At 60.7% G+C, this 14,695-nt stretch carries 21 protein-coding genes; 12 read left to right on the forward strand and 9 right to left on the reverse strand.

The annotated features are described in order from the left end of the window. Positions 1–169: 169 nt before the first annotated feature. Together WBV42_RS17330 and WBV42_RS17335 are read right to left on the reverse strand one after the other, a co-directional pair. Positions 170–475 carry a DUF7521 family protein gene (locus tag WBV42_RS17330; RefSeq protein WP_423987134.1) on the reverse strand — a complete coding sequence of 102 codons (306 nt, stop codon included), beginning with the start codon at positions 473–475 and terminating at the stop codon, positions 170–172. A gap of 33 nt (positions 476–508) precedes the next feature. Then, positions 509–874, reverse strand: a complete 366-nt coding sequence (locus WBV42_RS17335; protein ID WP_423987135.1) for an ArsR/SmtB family transcription factor — start codon at positions 872–874, stop codon at positions 509–511. Positions 875–1,085: 211 nt separating this feature from the next. Between WBV42_RS17335 and WBV42_RS17340 the strand changes: the two genes are divergently transcribed. From WBV42_RS17340 to WBV42_RS17365, 6 genes are all read left to right on the forward strand, one after another. Beyond that, positions 1,086–1,385 (forward strand): HalOD1 output domain-containing protein, encoded by a 300-nt coding sequence (locus WBV42_RS17340; RefSeq protein WP_423987136.1) that lies wholly within the window; start codon positions 1,086–1,088, stop codon positions 1,383–1,385. A gap of 94 nt (positions 1,386–1,479) precedes the next feature. After that, positions 1,480–2,931, forward strand: a complete 1,452-nt coding sequence (locus WBV42_RS17345) for an MATE family efflux transporter (protein ID WP_423987137.1) — start codon at positions 1,480–1,482, stop codon at positions 2,929–2,931. Positions 2,932–3,004: 73 nt separating this feature from the next. Then, a complete protein-coding gene (locus WBV42_RS17350) occupies positions 3,005–3,793 on the forward strand; it encodes a DUF2182 domain-containing protein (protein WP_423987138.1) in 789 nt (262 codons plus the stop codon). A gap of 61 nt (positions 3,794–3,854) precedes the next feature. Continuing rightward, positions 3,855–3,980 (forward strand): hypothetical protein, encoded by a 126-nt coding sequence (locus tag WBV42_RS17355; protein ID WP_423987139.1) that lies wholly within the window; start codon positions 3,855–3,857, stop codon positions 3,978–3,980. Between the two features lie 67 nt (positions 3,981–4,047). Then, positions 4,048–4,242, forward strand: a complete 195-nt coding sequence (locus WBV42_RS17360; protein ID WP_007979825.1) for a cold-shock protein — start codon at positions 4,048–4,050, stop codon at positions 4,240–4,242. A gap of 195 nt (positions 4,243–4,437) precedes the next feature. Further along, positions 4,438–5,151 carry a DUF2270 domain-containing protein gene (locus WBV42_RS17365; RefSeq protein ID WP_423987140.1) on the forward strand — a complete coding sequence of 238 codons (714 nt, stop codon included), beginning with the start codon at positions 4,438–4,440 and terminating at the stop codon, positions 5,149–5,151. A gap of 141 nt (positions 5,152–5,292) precedes the next feature. On the opposite strand, the gene WBV42_RS17370 is transcribed toward WBV42_RS17365, so the two are convergent. After that, positions 5,293–5,910 carry a hypothetical protein gene (locus tag WBV42_RS17370; RefSeq protein ID WP_423987141.1) on the reverse strand — a complete coding sequence of 206 codons (618 nt, stop codon included), beginning with the start codon at positions 5,908–5,910 and terminating at the stop codon, positions 5,293–5,295. Positions 5,911–6,035: 125 nt separating this feature from the next. Between WBV42_RS17370 and WBV42_RS17375 the strand changes: the two genes are divergently transcribed. Both WBV42_RS17375 and WBV42_RS17380 read left to right on the forward strand, forming a co-directional pair. Then, complete coding sequence (locus WBV42_RS17375; protein ID WP_423987142.1) at positions 6,036–6,647, forward strand: metal-dependent hydrolase; 612 nt, start codon at positions 6,036–6,038, stop codon at positions 6,645–6,647. Between the two features lie 62 nt (positions 6,648–6,709). After that, positions 6,710–7,240, forward strand: coding sequence for a 50S ribosomal protein L16 (locus tag WBV42_RS17380; RefSeq protein WP_423987143.1), 531 nt, complete (start codon positions 6,710–6,712; stop codon positions 7,238–7,240). A 67-nt stretch (positions 7,241–7,307) separates the two neighbouring features. Here WBV42_RS17380 and hisE read toward each other — a convergent pair whose 3' ends face one another. The 4 genes from hisE to WBV42_RS17400 are packed head-to-tail and all read right to left on the reverse strand — an operon-like array spanning position 7,308 to position 8,881. Then, on the reverse strand, positions 7,308–7,592 hold the full coding sequence (gene hisE, locus WBV42_RS17385; protein ID WP_066144653.1) for a phosphoribosyl-ATP diphosphatase: 285 nt from the start codon (positions 7,590–7,592) through the stop codon (positions 7,308–7,310). Then, positions 7,589–8,041 (reverse strand): bifunctional nuclease family protein, encoded by a 453-nt coding sequence (locus WBV42_RS17390; protein ID WP_253226780.1) that lies wholly within the window; start codon positions 8,039–8,041, stop codon positions 7,589–7,591. Before WBV42_RS17390 ends, hisE begins: the two co-directional genes overlap by 4 nt. A 53-nt stretch (positions 8,042–8,094) precedes the next feature. Further along, positions 8,095–8,679 (reverse strand): pyridoxal 5'-phosphate synthase glutaminase subunit PdxT, encoded by a 585-nt coding sequence (gene pdxT / locus WBV42_RS17395; RefSeq protein ID WP_423987144.1) that lies wholly within the window; start codon positions 8,677–8,679, stop codon positions 8,095–8,097. A 37-nt stretch (positions 8,680–8,716) separates the two neighbouring features. After that, positions 8,717–8,881: a preprotein translocase subunit Sec61beta gene (locus WBV42_RS17400; RefSeq protein ID WP_066144645.1), complete on the reverse strand. Its 165-nt coding sequence runs from the start codon at positions 8,879–8,881 to the stop codon at positions 8,717–8,719. Between the two features lie 154 nt (positions 8,882–9,035). On the opposite strand from WBV42_RS17400, the gene WBV42_RS17405 reads away from it, so the two are divergent. Beyond that, positions 9,036–9,995, forward strand: coding sequence for a phosphotransferase family protein (locus WBV42_RS17405; RefSeq protein WP_423987145.1), 960 nt, complete (start codon positions 9,036–9,038; stop codon positions 9,993–9,995). 127 nt (positions 9,996–10,122) lie between these two features. After that, on the forward strand, positions 10,123–10,392 hold the full coding sequence (trxA, locus tag WBV42_RS17410; protein ID WP_066144638.1) for a thioredoxin: 270 nt from the start codon (positions 10,123–10,125) through the stop codon (positions 10,390–10,392). Positions 10,393–10,440: 48 nt separating this feature from the next. On the opposite strand, the gene npdG is transcribed toward trxA, so the two are convergent. Further along, positions 10,441–11,109, reverse strand: coding sequence for an NADPH-dependent F420 reductase (npdG, locus tag WBV42_RS17415; protein ID WP_423987146.1), 669 nt, complete (start codon positions 11,107–11,109; stop codon positions 10,441–10,443). 201 nt (positions 11,110–11,310) lie between these two features. Here npdG and WBV42_RS17420 point away from each other — a divergent pair, with 201 nt between their 5' ends. Both WBV42_RS17420 and kdgK1 read left to right on the forward strand, forming a co-directional pair. Then, the gene (locus tag WBV42_RS17420; protein WP_423987147.1) at positions 11,311–12,126 is read left to right on the forward strand and encodes an aldo/keto reductase; all 816 of its coding nucleotides are present in this window, start codon (positions 11,311–11,313) and stop codon (positions 12,124–12,126) included. Positions 12,127–12,214: 88 nt separating this feature from the next. After that, a complete protein-coding gene (gene kdgK1, locus WBV42_RS17425; protein WP_423987148.1) occupies positions 12,215–13,168 on the forward strand; it encodes a bifunctional 2-dehydro-3-deoxygluconokinase/2-dehydro-3-deoxygalactonokinase in 954 nt (317 codons plus the stop codon). A 159-nt stretch (positions 13,169–13,327) separates the two neighbouring features. Here the strand turns inward: kdgK1 and WBV42_RS17430 are convergent, their stop codons facing one another. Beyond that, positions 13,328–14,008 carry a TMEM175 family protein gene (locus WBV42_RS17430; protein ID WP_423987149.1) on the reverse strand — a complete coding sequence of 227 codons (681 nt, stop codon included), beginning with the start codon at positions 14,006–14,008 and terminating at the stop codon, positions 13,328–13,330. Between the last annotated feature and the right edge of the window lie 687 nt (positions 14,009–14,695).

Genomic DNA, 14,695 nt, shown 5'->3' on the forward strand with positions numbered 1-14,695 from the left:
GGCCCCGTACCACGAGCGCGCCCAGTCGTTGTATCGCGACCTCGGGTTCGAGTTCACCGAGCCGTACGGGAAATCCCAGACCCCGGCGGAAATCCGGGACGATTGGAACTTCATGGCGCTCTCTATCGTGGACTGACGGCGCGCGATCCGTTCGACGACGAAGTGGGGGTCATCTGGTGCCGACCAGCGAGTAGAACAGGAAGACGAGGCCGAGGCCGACGAGTGCCGAATCGCTCGTGTGAAGGGCGAGTATTTCGGTCGCGTCGAGTTCCTGTGTCCGCTTTACGAACAGCTCGTAAACGAGGTCGATCAACGAGCCGAACGCGATGAGACCGAATCCGAGTATCGCGTATCGGAACGAACCTCCTCCCACCCGTTGGGACGCTCTGTAACTCAGATACGCGAGTATGGTGCCGATGAGGAAGACGAACACGTTCGTCAGGACGAACGCCCAAAATATCGTTCCGTTCACCATGAGTACCTCCCTCTGGATCGGGCGGAACGCATGTCAGTTGTCCCCCGTCTCCGACCGTCCGAGCTTGGTCCACGCGGAAACGAATCGATCGATGAGGTCCTCCTCGAACCGGATGGTGACGACGAACTCGTCACCGCGGATGTCGAAGCAGATACGGTCCATGTTCGTCCGGTAGGTGTTGTAGTGGTTTCCCCCATTGTCGATGACCATCCGCTGTTCGAGGAGGTCGTACTCCTGAAGTTTGTTTATCCGCCGATAGACGGTCGGCTTCGACGCATCACACTCCCGAGCGAGTTGCCCTGCTGACATGGCTGTCGAATTGCTCAAGAGGAGGATGTCCCTCGCGGTCTCGCTGGCGAGAACGTCGAAGATGTCGTCCGGCCCCCACTCCTTGCTCACGGATGAAAGTACGGTCCCGCGGGATAAAAATGTCAGCTGTACCGTTCGTCAATTCCTCGGCGTTATGAGCCACATTGTCGCCCGATTTCGGGTTCCGAAACTGTGGGTCTGTTTTAATCCCGTCGGGGACCATACGTGCCTACAAGACGAGTTGGGAATCGGGCGAATTCGTCTCGATGCTCGACTCGCTGATGAACGACAAGTGAGAACCATGAAAGAGTCACCGACCGAGATATCTGCCGATTCGACCGAGACAATCCTATCGAAGCAACACGACTACGAACACACCCTCGACCCCAACGAGTCCGTCTGTGAAGCCGTGGTGTCGGCAGTCACAGCGTTGGAAAACGTCGATATGGCCGATCTCGAACCGCTGTATTCGGCCGTCGATGGGGATGCACTCGAACGGGTAACCTCGTCGAATTCGGTATCGTGTGTTTCGTTCGACTACGTCGGATATCGGGTCGAAGTACACGACGGGTCGCGTGTGGTCATCTCCCCTGCGGAGTGAACTATCACTCGGTTGCTGCTGTGAACGACCGTCGAACTCCCTCTTTCTTACCGCATTTGAAAGGAACTTTTACTTTCGATTCGAAACACCCACTGTGGACTCCCGTTTCCCGAACCCGGCTCGATTGATCATTCTCGGTATCGGTCTCTCGCTCGCCCGTCTCGGCCTCGTCGAACCGAAAAACGTGCGGCGAACGACGGATCTGGCGTGGCCCCGTATCGTTACCGGTATCGCTCGCATGTCGAAAAACGCCGTCGACGTGGCGTTCGTCGGCATCGCTATCGGTCCTGCAGCCATCGCTGGCGTCGGCTTCGCCTCGCCGTTCTGGGGAATGGCGTTCTCGCTCGGCGGGGGATTCGCCGGCGGAACGATCGCACTCGTCTCACAGCGGTATGGGGCGGGAGCGTACGAGGAGATGGGTCAAGCGATTCGGTCGAGCGCCGCGCTCGTACTGTTGGTCTCCCTCCCCGTCGCGGCCGTCTTCTGGTTGTTCTCCTCGGAACTCATCTCGTTGATCACCGACAAACCGGCCATCGTCCGATTGGGCACGACGTATCTTCACATCATTTCGGTGGGTGTTCCACTCGCATCGCTCAACCTCGTCGGCAGTCGGATCTACATCGGTGCTGACGACGCGTGGACGCCGATGGTGATCCGGGCGGGCGGTGCCGTGAGCAACATCGTTCTGAGCGCCGTTTTCGTCTTCGGACTCGGAATGGGTGTCGCCGGTGCGGCGTGGGGAACTCTCCTCTCGAACATCGTCGTGACCGTTGCGTTCGTCGTCGGCGTCGTTGCCGGTCGCCTTCCGGGAATGGGCGACCTCCCCGTGAAGGTGGACCCCTTCGGAACGTATCTCGACGTGGAAACGTTTCGGCAGTTGGTCCACATCGGCCTTCCGGTCGTCGGTCGGAACATGGTGTGGACGGTCGCCAAATTCCCGATGCTGGCCATCGTGAACCTGTTCGGTCCGAGCGTCGCCGCCGCCTACGTAATCAGCCGACGGATTTGGGGACTGATGAACACGCCCGGATGGGGATTCGGGCTGGCATCGAGCAGCCTCGTCGGGCAGGAACTCGGGGTCGGGAACGAACGAACCGCCGAGACGTACGCCCGCGACGTCGTTCTCTTCTCGGTAGCCACGTACTTCGTCGCGGCCGCCATCGTGTTCGCGTTCGCCAAACCCATCGTGCTTCTGTTCGTCTCCGACCCGGGTGATCCGTCGGTATCGACGGCGGTTTCGCTCGTGTACGTCTCCTGTTTCGCCATTCTGGCGCAGGGTGTCAACGGTGCGGTTGCCGGTCCGCTCGACGCCAGCGGTGACACCCGCTGGCCCTTTTTCGCCCAAGCGGCCGGGATGTTCCTCTGTTCGATACCGGTGGCGTATCTCGGTGCGACGATACCGGCGATCGGACTCGTCGGACTGTATCTGTCGTACATCGCCGAAACGACGGTTCCCGCGGTGCTCAACTATTACCGGTTCTCGACCGGACGGTGGAAGGTCATCAGTCGAAACTTCCGACCGGAAGCATCGTATGCGGACGACTGAACGGTCGTGATGCCGTCGTCGGAGAGTCTTATACCCGTTGCGACCGTAGTTTACTCGAAAACCGGGGGGACTCATGATACACATCTTCCGTCCAGTGCGGGCGTTTCTCGCCCGGCAGCGACATCCAGTCGTCCTGTTCACGTACGGACTCGCAGTACTCGCGTGGCTCCTTCTCGCGACCCGTAGCGTCCCCATGCCCGGGGCGGACATGGTCATGCGGATATCGGCACCGGGAATGCCGGAAGCCATGGCCCTGTCGGGCGGATTCCTCGGCGTCGGTCTCTACCTGCTCGTGTGGGGGGCGATGATAACGGCGATGATGTACCCGTCGTCAGCAAACGCGTTTCGGGCGTACTACGAGGCAAATCGGGACACGACGAGCGGACGGAGGACGACAGCCGTCGTCACCACGATGGCCACGTACACACTCGTCTGGGTTCTCACCGGTTTGGTGCCGCTCGGCGTCGCCCTGGTGATTCCCATCGCCACCCTCACACCCGGAAACTGGACGATTCTCCTGGCAGTAACGTTGCTGCTGCTGTCGGCCTATCAACTCACCTCGCTCAAGCGCCATCACTTGGATCACTGTCGTTCACCCGAGCGCGATTTCGCGGGTGGAACGAGTGGGATTCCGAACGCGGTTCGTTCGGGGTGGCGACTGGCGCTCGATAGCATCGGCTGTTGCTGGGCGCTGATGGCGCTCATGATCGTCATCGGGTCGATGAACCTGCTTTGGATGGCCGCCCTTACCGTGCTGATCTCGGCCGAAATACTGGCACCCGGCGGGGAACGACTGGCAAAAGGGATCGGCGTGTTGTCCGGTCTCGGTGGAATCGGTGTGGTGATCGTGGGGGCGATGTGACGACTCGGGCTTGCATATTCGCCCACAAACCGTAACCATCGTCCGCTCGAACTCCTCTATCATGAGACTATCCACACCAGTTCTCGCCCTCGGAGTCGTACTGTTCTTCCTCCCGATTCCCGGGACGTACATCACCGGTGCGCTCGTTCTCGTCGCGGGTGCAATCGCGCGATGGCTCGGCGAATAGCGCCGTTGTTCGTGGTAACACAACTCTCGGAAGTATTATCTGTGGGGCACCACTCCATACAAAAGCAATGGCGAAAGGCAAAGTTGATTTCTTCAACGATACTGGCGGCTACGGTTTCATCTCGACGGACGACGCGGACGACGACGTTTTCTTCCACATGGAGGACGTGGGTGGCGCTGACCTCGAAGAGGGACAGGAAATCGAATTCGATATCGAACAGGCCCCGAAAGGCCCCCGAGCGAAGAACGTCACCCGTCTGTAATCGGGCGACACTTTTGCGAGCACTACTGTAACATCCATATTTTCTGTACCCCGAAACGGCTAGCGACGCGACCGTGTCCATGTGTGACTCTCCCGTCAAATAGCCCGGCCGTTTGCGCTTCAAACCACCACGGTTTTCACCATACAACACAATACTCACTCCTATCGTAGAAACGGCGAGCTACGTCATCGACCCATGACAACCAACGAATCAGACGAACCATCGAACAACAGTGGTACAGAGATCGGAGCGGGATTGTTCGAGGAGAACATGGGTCCGAGTTCGGCGCTCGCGCACATGTATCGTGGAGAGATCCACCGCATGAAGTTCTGGCGCGAGCGCCTCGACCGAACGAGCAATTGGGCGATAACGTTGATGGCGGCCATCCTGACGTGGGCGTTTTCGAGTCGGAACAATCCCCATTACATCGTCCTCCTCGCTATCATCACGGTGAGCATCTTCCTGCTCATCGAGGCCCGCAGGTACCGCGCCTACGACATCTGGCGGTCTCGGGTCCGCATGCTCCAGCAGAACGTCTTCGCGTTGGCGCTCGACGACTCGAAAGGCGTGGTGGACGAAGACTGGCGGCAAAAGCTGAGCGAGGACTACCGGAAACCGAAAATGAAGGTGTCCCTGGAGGAGGCGCTGGCCCACCGACTGCGCCGGGTGTACGCCCCGCTGTTTTGCATTCTGCTTCTGGCGTGGGTGTTCCAGTTGACGGCCTATACGCCGTCGGCGAAGTGGCCTCAATCAGCGGCGATCGAAATGATTCCCGGTACGGTCGTCACGGGTCTCGTCGTGGCCTTCTACGCGGGAATCTTCGTCATCGCCTATCGTCCCCGGACGTGGCACATCAACGGCGAAATCCTGCCGAGCGACGTGACCGGGTGGGACTACTCGCGGGACTGACGCCCCTTCTCCGCCGTGAAATCCCATCGGTGGCGGATTTTCGATGTGAACGGAAGTTATACGCTTGGTGGGAGAGCGGCGTTTGGAAAACGCGGACAACGAACTGAACGCGCTCACCCCACGAAACCGGGCTGTGTGATTTCAATCCTTTTCCCTCGAAAGTCGTGTTCGAAGCGTCTCGACGGTTTCGGCGAGCAGGGTGGTGCCGAACAGCGCGACCAGCACCGCCCCCGCGGCGTCGAAGATCAGGTCGACGATGGTGTCGCTCAGGCCGTACTGGATGAGGACGGGTTTCACGCCGATGAATCCGGCGCTCGCCCGCGTCGTGAACTCCAGCACCTCCCAGATCACACCGGCGGCGAGCGTGAACAGGAGGACGTAGACGAACATGAATCGCGGCGGGAAGTAGACGGCGTCGGAGTGTTCGTCGAAGGCCCGTGCAGTCGCGTAGCCGACGCCAGCGACGAGGGTCGCCGAGAGTAGGTGCGTGAGGTGGTCCCACCACCAGACCTCGTCGTATAGCCCGAGCATGCCGATGGCGTGGAGGCAGACGGCGACGGTAATCCACAGCGTCAGTGTCGGACTGAGCGAGAGGCGGTAGTCCCGCTTCAGCACGCCGGGGAGGAACGTCACCCCGAGCGCGAAGCTCCCGTTTATCAGTACCCCGACATTCCGCGTCACGAGGCCGACGAACGCGACGCTGGCGATGGCGAACTGCAGGTATCGGACGAGGCGATACGAGGAGAGGTCGATCTCCATCGTTGCTCGATAGGTGACGGGGGGAGTAAACGCTGGCTATCCGTTCGTCTCCCGTAAATATGGTTCATGATATCATACAACAGGCCGACAGGTGTTTATGCAAACATTGCCTATCGATGTTACTCATGATGGCAACGACCCACGCCCTCCTCGGCGTGCTACTCGGGAGCGTCTCGCTCTTCGTCGCGCCGGAGTTGGCTCCGGTCGCGGTTCTCGCGGGATTCGCTGGCGGCGTGTTTCCGGACTTGGACCTGTACTCGGGTCACCGGAAGACCCTGCATTTCCCGGTGTACTTCTCGATCGCGGCGGTTGCAACGCTGGCGATCGCAGCGGTCGTGCCGACAGCGTTGACGTTCGCCGTCGGGTTCTTCCTCCTCGCGGCGGCGGCACACTCCGTCTCGGACGCGTTCGGCGGTGGCTTGGAACTCAAGCCATGGCTCGGCCAGTCCGAACGTGCGGTGTACGACCACTTCCGCGGTCAGTGGATCTCCCCGCGTCGTTGGATTCGCTACGACGGCGCGCCGGAGGACTTCGCACTCGCGTTCGCGGTCGCACTGCCCAGCCTCGTGCTCTACGACGGAACGATTCAAACGCTCGTGGTCGGCGCAGTCCTGATTTCGGGCGTCTACGCGCTTCTACGCAAGCCCCTCGTCCGAATCGCGGAATGGATGGTCGGACAGATCCCCGACCACCTGCTGGCGTACGTTCCCGACCGCTTCGTCGGGGATTTCGTCTAGCCAGCGGCGAACACGCTTCGAAGGGTTTATTCACGCCCTGACCCACAGATTCGGTAGTAACCATGTCCGACAAACCTGCCTCGATGTACCGGGCCATCGACAAGCCCTCGTACACACGACGCGAATACATCACCGGAATTCCGGGTTCGAAGATCGCACAGCACAAGATGGGCGAAGTGGACAGCAACGAGGACGACTACCCAGTTCAGATCTCGCTTATCGTCGAAGAGGAGTGCCAGATTCGCCACGGCGCACTCGAAGCCTCCCGCCTTTCGGCGAACCGCTTCCTGCTCAAGAACATCGGCGAAACCGGATACAAGATGATCCTCCGCAAGTTCCCCCACCAGGTCCTGCGCGAGAACAAGCAGGCGACCGGTGCGGGTGCGGACCGTGTTTCCGACGGAATGCGACAGGCGTTCGGTAAGCCGGTCGGAACGGCAGCACGAATCGCCAATGGCGATCGAGTGTTCACCGCGTGGTGTACCGTGGACGACGCGCCCCTCGTGAAGGACGCGTTCCGCCGTGCGTACAACAAGATCTCGCCGCCGTGCCGCGTCGTCGTGGAACGTGGCGAAGAAAAACTCGTCAGCTAAATCCGATTCGTTGTTTTCCGCAGTCACACGCAAAAAGCGAACGCGCTGTCTTTCGCGTTACAAACGCTCAGCGTCGTGCTTCCAGTTCCTCTCGTAGATCCGCCGGTTCCATATCTTTCATCGAGAGCAGGACGAGTAGGTGATAGATGACGTCCGACCCCTCGTAGGCGATCTCCTCGTGGTCGTCGTCCTTGGCCGCTAGGATGAGTTCCGTCATCTCCTCGCCCAACTTTTCGAGGACGGCGTTTTCGCCCTTCTCGTGGGTGAACAGCGATGCGGTGTAGGAATCTTCCGGAAGCGTTTCCTTTCTGTCTTCGATGACCTCGAACAGGTCGTCCAACGTGTCGTTCATGGACCAATTTGAGCTACGTCCCGAATGTCTTGAAGGTCGTCGAACTGTGCTCGCGCTTGGTGTCCGTGTTCGAACACTTCGTCGGCGACTTCGATCGGCGTGTTGGTGCGGGAGGCCAACGCGAGCGAATCGCTGGGACGGGCGTCCACGACCTCGTGACCGCGCGGCGTCTGGATGTGAAGGTCGGCGATGTAGGTGTTGTCGTCCAGTTCGGTGACGACGACGCGTTCGACGCGTCCGCCGAGTTCCTCCATCACGTCGAGGAGCAGGTCGTGCGTCAGTGGCCGCCCGATGTCTTCGGCTTCCATCCCACGGGCGATGCTGATTCCCTCCTCGAATCGGATAAAAATCGGGAGCACGTCGTCGCTGTCGTCGGGTGAGAGGACGACGACTGGAAGTGGCCCCTCTCCCGTCGGGGCGACACGTACCGCATCGATTGAAACATCCATGGGGAGCAGAAGGTTCCCAGCGGCAAAAACTTGCTTACCGTCGGCGAAAATCGCTACTCGTCGCGGAAAAACGCGAGTTCGTGAATTCGGTCGTCGGGTGTCAACTCCGGATGGAACGACGTGCCGACGACCGGCCCGTCCTGCACCGCGACCGGCCGTCCGTCCCACTCCGCGAGGACGGTCGCCGACCCGACCTCGCTGATGAGCGGCGCACGAATGAACACGGCGGGGAACGGGTCGTCGAGTCCGGTCACGTCGAGCGGCGCTTCGAAACTGTCCTTCTGGCGGCCGAACGCGTTTCGCTCGACGTTCACGTCGAGCAATCCGAGGTTTTCGACCCGCTCGTCACCGGCGTCCTCGGCGGCGACGATGAGACCGGCACAGGTCGCGAGAATCGGTTTCCCATCCTCGACGTGGGCTTGTATCTCGGTGGCGATTCCTTCCGATTGGAGGAGTCGGGAGATAGCAGTCGATTCGCCGCCCGGCATGCAGAGGAGGTCACAGTCGGGAACGATACCGGACTGTCGGATTTCGGTGACGGAAACGGACTTCCCGTGGGCGGTTCCGGCCCGTCGAATCGCGTCGGCGTGTTCGCTCACGTCGCCTTGGACAGCGATGACGCCAGCGTTGAGACTCATGGTCGATTCTTCGAAGCAGGTCGGGAAAAGGGCCTCGTTATATCGCGAGGTAGTTCAGGACCAAGATTGCGACGCCGAAGAAGACGCCGAACGCGACGACCGATCTGGGGTCGATTCGAATCGCGTTCCGGTCTTCGGCATCGAAATATCGAACGAGTCCGGCGCTGGACATCAGCCCACCGGAATTTTGACCACTGCTCATAAGTTGGGTTCCGAGAGCGGACGGGGTAAACCTTTCGCAACGAGAACGTTTTCCGGCCGTGGACGGGAACAGTGTGAATCCGTAGCGGGGAATGGGTTGCCATCCGTTCACACCGTCCCCCAATTCATTTATCGGATACGAGAGACGTTCGTTTATGGACGAACAGATCGCGTCGGCGCTCGGCGACGCGTTTCCCGGACGGGACGTGGAAGCGGTACATCCCTCCGGCCCGTCGTGGAACGAGCAGAACCGGACGGTCGATATCGAATTTTCGGACGGGGAACGGGTGTATCTGAAGATGGCCAACGACGGCGACGGCACCCGAACCCCGCGCGAATGTGGCGTCATCGCCTATCTCGATGCCAATCGCGTCGTCCCCGTCCCAAACGTGCTGGCGAGCGAGACGGCGGAAGACGTTCCGTACCTCGTGACGGCACCGGTGAACGGGGAGAACCTGCTCGGCCTGTGGTCGGATGCGAGCGTGAGCGAGCGGGCGGAACTGGCTCGGCAGGTCGGAATCGCCCTGGCAACCGTCCATTCCTGCCGATTCGAGAACCACGGCCACGTTGTCGGTGGCGACGAGGACGGACTCGACCTCGAAACGGAACCGTGGACGGACGTACTGGTCGGACGGATGACCGAGATGCGCGAAATCGCATCCTCCGACCGCTTCGATCACTATTTCGCCGAGGTCGTCGAAGCCGTCGAATCGAATCGGGAACTGTTGGACGACACACCTGCCGTGCTCCTCCACGGCGACCCCGCCCGTCCGAACTGCTTTTTGCGCGAGGACGGAATCGGCTTCCTCGATTGGGAGATAGCACACGTTGGCGATCCGGTTCGGGACGTGGAGCGGACCCGAAACCTGCAAATCGAATCGCTCCGCTCCGACGGTCCGGTGGAAGTCGTTGCCGCGTTCTACGACGGCTATCGGGAGCGGGCCGGTGGTCTCCCGGACGGAATCGAGGACCGACGGCCGATATACGACGTCGTTCGATTCCTCGACCACACCGGCGTGTTCGACAAGTGGGCCGCGTTCCTCGACGAGGACACCGAGGAACTCGCCGACTGGACGAAGGGAGAAATGGAGCGACGGCTGGCGAAAATTCACTGACGGCGGTCCGCCGACTGCGGCTTGCTGGCGGCGGTTCGCTGACGGTTGCGTGATGACAACTGGCGGCAGAGGTGGTTGCGGAAGAAACCCTTATGCACGCGGCGAGTGAAATTCACAACAGAAACGCATGACCGTGAAATTACTCGACTTCTACGCAGATTGGTGTGGTCCGTGCAAAACGCAAGATCCGATTCTTGAGGACTTGGAGGAGGACTGGGACGAAAGCGTCGAATTCGAGAAAGTTGACGTGGACGAGCATCAGGATATCGCCAACGAGTATCAGGTTCGTTCGATTCCCACCATCGTCATCGAGGACGACGAGGGCGTCGTCGAACGCTTCGTCGGCGTCACTCAGCGCGACGACTTGGAGCGCGTTCTCGAAGAAGCGGGCGCGTAAGTCCGTCGAAAAGCAGTTTTTGTTGCGTGCGAACACGACCAGCGGACGCTATTCGAACCGGATGCCGACGTCGTGCATCCCCTCGTTTTCGAGTGCGAGGTTGATGAGCAGCGGCGTCACGCTCTCGACTTCCGCGCTGTTCGCGATGCCCCCGGCGTCGAGCGCTCGTAGTCCCTCGATTTCCTCGGCGAGTCGCCGAATCATCTCCTTTGCGTCCTCGTCGTCGCCGACGATCAGCGTGTCCTGTTCGATGTCGAGTTCGAGGTCGGCGAGCCTGTCGGCCGAGAGGCCGTGGAACGCGCCGACGACCGGAATCCCGTCGGGTGCGGTGTCCGCGACGAGTTCCGTGACGCTCCCGGCTTTCGGCGGCTTGTAGTGGAAGCCGGAGTCGTCTCGGTTCATCCCGACGGCGGGCGTGACGAGCACGTCCACGTCGTCGAGTCGGTCGGCGACGGATTCGACCGTGTCGCGGATGTGGAACGGTGGGACGGCGAGGACGACGATGTCCCCGCGCTCGGCGGCCATGCCGTTCTTGAAACCGTTGATGGAGCGGGAGACGCCGAGACTGTCGAGTTCGGTTTCGTACTCCTCGGCCTTCGCGCGGGCTTTCGCGGGGTCGCGCGAACCGATCACGATTTCGTGGTCGGTGTCGAACGCCCAGCGAAGCGCGAGCGCCTGTCCGATGTCGCCGGTTCCTCCCAAGAGTGAGATTCGCATACAGGGGTGTCTTCCGGCGGGCGGTTAAGTTCTCCGAAACCCGCACTTATCAGGGGTAACCGACGAACTCCTGCACGATTTCGCCCTCGATTTGTGAACGATGGCGAGGCCAAAACTCCTTTCCGTCCCCGGGTTACGAATCCCTACAGAATTTCCGCCGCCACAACCGCTTTTTCCCTTCTACCCTTTGCAGAATATACGATGACATACGACGCCGACAGCGACGGAATTCCGAAATTGGGTATCGGGACATGGGAGAACACGGACGGTAACGAGTGTGCCCACAGCGTCGAATACGCCCTCGATTTGGGCTACGAACACGTCGACACCGCCCAGGCCTACGGCAACGAGGAACACGTCGGGCAGGGAATCACCGACTCGTCGGTGGACCGCGAGGACTTCTTCCTCGCCACGAAGGTCTGGGCCGACAACCTCGAACACGACGACGTGCTCGAAACGACCGAGGAGAGCCTGAACAAGCTCGGGACGGACTACGTGGACCTGCTCTACATCCACTGGCCCGCCCGCGAGTACGACCCCGAGGAGACGCTCGTGGCGTTCGACGAACTATACGACGAGGGTACAATAGAACACGTCGGCGTGAGCAACTTCCAACCGGAGCAGTTGGACGAGGCGGCCGAAATCCTCGACGCGCCCATCTACGCGAATCAGGTCGAGATGCACCCGCTCCTGCCGCAGGACGAACTCGTCGAGTACGCACAGGACAACGACATCACGCTCGTCGCGTACTCGCCGCTCGCCCGTGGCAAGGTGTTCGACGTGCCCGAACTGACCGAAATTGCGGAGAAACACGGCGTCAGCGAAGCACAGGTCAGCCTCGCGTGGATCACGTCGAAGGACAACGTCGTCGCCATCCCGAAGGCGACCGGCGAGGATCACATCGAGGACAACTACGCCGCCCTCGACCTCGAACTGGACGACGAGGACATCGAGAAAATCGACGACATCGGCAAGACGGAGCGGCAGGTCGACCCCGACTTCGGGCCGTGGAACTGACTCGCTGAAATCGGCACGTAGCTGAAACGAACTCGTTTTTCGACCCCGCATCGGGGAAACTATGAGCTCCGAGGTTCATCTCCGGAATATGACCGACCTCGTGACATTCGGCGAGACCATGTTGCGTCTCTCGCCACCCGACCGCGAACGAATCGAGAGTACGTCCACCCTCGAACTCCGTGCCGCAGGCGCGGAGAGCAACGTCGCCATCGCCGCCCATCGCCTCGGAGCGGAGACGATGTGGACGTCGAAACTCCCCGACTCGCCGCTCGGTCGGCGCGTCGCCGCCGGACTCCGCCAGTACGGCATCGAGACCGAAATCGAGTGGAGCGACGAGGGCCGACAGGGAACGTACTATCTGGAATTCGGAACCGACCCGCGCGGAACCAGCGCCATCTACGACCGCGCCGACGCCGCCGTCACGACGGCGACGCCCGACGACGTGCCGCTCGACCGGATTCAGGACGCCAGCATGTTCTACACCAGCGGCATCACGCCCGCGCTGTCCGACACGCTCGAATCCACCGTGGACGAGGTGCTCGCGGAAGCACAGGACGCCGGGACGACCACCGCGTTCGACGTGAACTACCGCTCGAAACTCTGGTCGCCCGCCGAGGCGCGCGCGTCGCTCACCGAACTGTTCCCCCGAATCGACGTGCTCGTCACCGCCGAGCGCGACGCCCGAACCGTCCTCGATCAGTCGGGCGACGCCGCGGACATCGCCCGCGACCTCGCCGATGAGTGGGACTTCGAAACCGTCATCGTCACCCTCGGTGCGAACGGCGCACTGGCGCTCCACGACGGCGAAATCCACGAACAGCCCTCGTTCGAGACCGACACCGTGGACCCCATCGGCACCGGCGACTCCTTTGTCGGCGCGTTTCTCGCCCGCAGGCTGGCGGGCGAACCGGTCCCGACCGCGCTCGAATACGGCGCTGCGACCGCCGCGCTCAAACGGACCATCCCGGGCGACGTTGCCGTCGTGACGCGTGAAGAAGTGGAGAGCGTGATGGACACCGAAGGACGAGATATCTCGAGATAACGATCGAGACGAACGGATTCGTCGCCGAACGAGATTCCGGGCCATCACCGGAGTTGTTGGCGGAGTTCTCGTTTTGCATCTGTTCTATTTTACTGTGAAATGAGCCCTCTGCCGGACTAATCTACTCACTGCTGTCGATCGTTGGGACTACTCGGTAGGTTACTGCCGCTCCCTTCGTGGGTGATCGAATCCGGACAACGATATGAGAGGGTGGATTGGGATCAGAAGGAGCCACGAGGCTTCGGCGAGCCGGATACTGAGGAAAGAGATTCCTATTGAGACGATGAACACCATCGGGACGGCCCCGACTCGACGACCGATGTATTGGACCGCCCGTGTGTCGATTGCCGGTTGGACGAGGTCCTTGATCTCGGTGGTGTAGTACCAGATCCCAAGCAGCATCATCCCCGCGATAGCCATGTGGCATGCGTACCAGATGACGACCAGTCGTCGGCCGCTATAGCGGCCGAGGAGCGCCGACGAGAACGGGACGAGCGAGACGAACAGCAAGAAGAGCAAGTTCAGCGAGAGGAGCCGCCGGGAACAGCTCTCGATGTACGTGAAGAGGCGGTGGTGGGTGAGCCAGAACGTCCCGATAGCGAGGAAGCTGAGTCCGAAACTCACGAACTGCGGCAAGAGCGCGAGCAGTTCTTCGGCGAGCATGGCGTTTGGCTGCGTAGCTGGTACTTCAGGGACGCCGATATCGATCACGAGGAGCGTAATCGCAATGGCGAAAACGGCATCACTGAAGAATATGAGACGCTCGGGGTCCTGTTCTCTGATGAACCAATCCGGATAATTCGGTTCTACGAGCGTCAGTAACCGACCAAAAAGATTCATATCCGGAATCTCAAATCGAACTGACTAAACTACTTTGAATGAGACGGTTTCCTCGTTTCGGTTCACGGTTTACCTGTCTCCCGCTACTACTGATACCGCCACTCTCGCGGGACGGCATGGTCTGTCGTACCTCCTTTCTGAACCCGAGAGTCGTCGATCAGTCGGCGGTCAGTCCTTTTGCAAGTGCGGGAATGAGGAGGCCGTAGAGGGTTGAACTATCCCTCGCCTCAGCGTCCGTATCGTGGACCTGTTCCGTGAAGTGGACGACCGCTTGACGCACTCCCTGGCTGGGTACAGATCGTCGCGAAGTTCAACCCCTTCACCTACGGGACCGATGCCGCCCGTGCCCTCATGCTCGGGCCGCACGTCTCAAGTACGATTACTCTCTCTAACTTCGGCGGGGTCTGGAGTACTGTCGTTCCCGCAGTTGTCATCCTCGGTGTCCTCGACATCGTACTTGGTGTAATCGCGGTTCGCGTCCTGACACGGACGCTCCAGCCGTTGCGACTTCCCCTTGGGTATCTCCTCGCGGTCCTGTTTCGAGTCTCTCGGCTCGAACCGAGATTTTCACCTGAGGACGGGAATCGCACGGAACTCCCCGATCGAACAGGCTGACGATGGCGTCTCCAGAAACCAGTCGTTTTCTCCCTCGCCTAAACCACTAACCTCCCCGCCGACCAATCGACC

This window comes from Haladaptatus sp., from assembly GCF_049589095.1.
GTDB lineage: Archaea > Halobacteriota > Halobacteria > Halobacteriales > Haladaptataceae > Haladaptatus.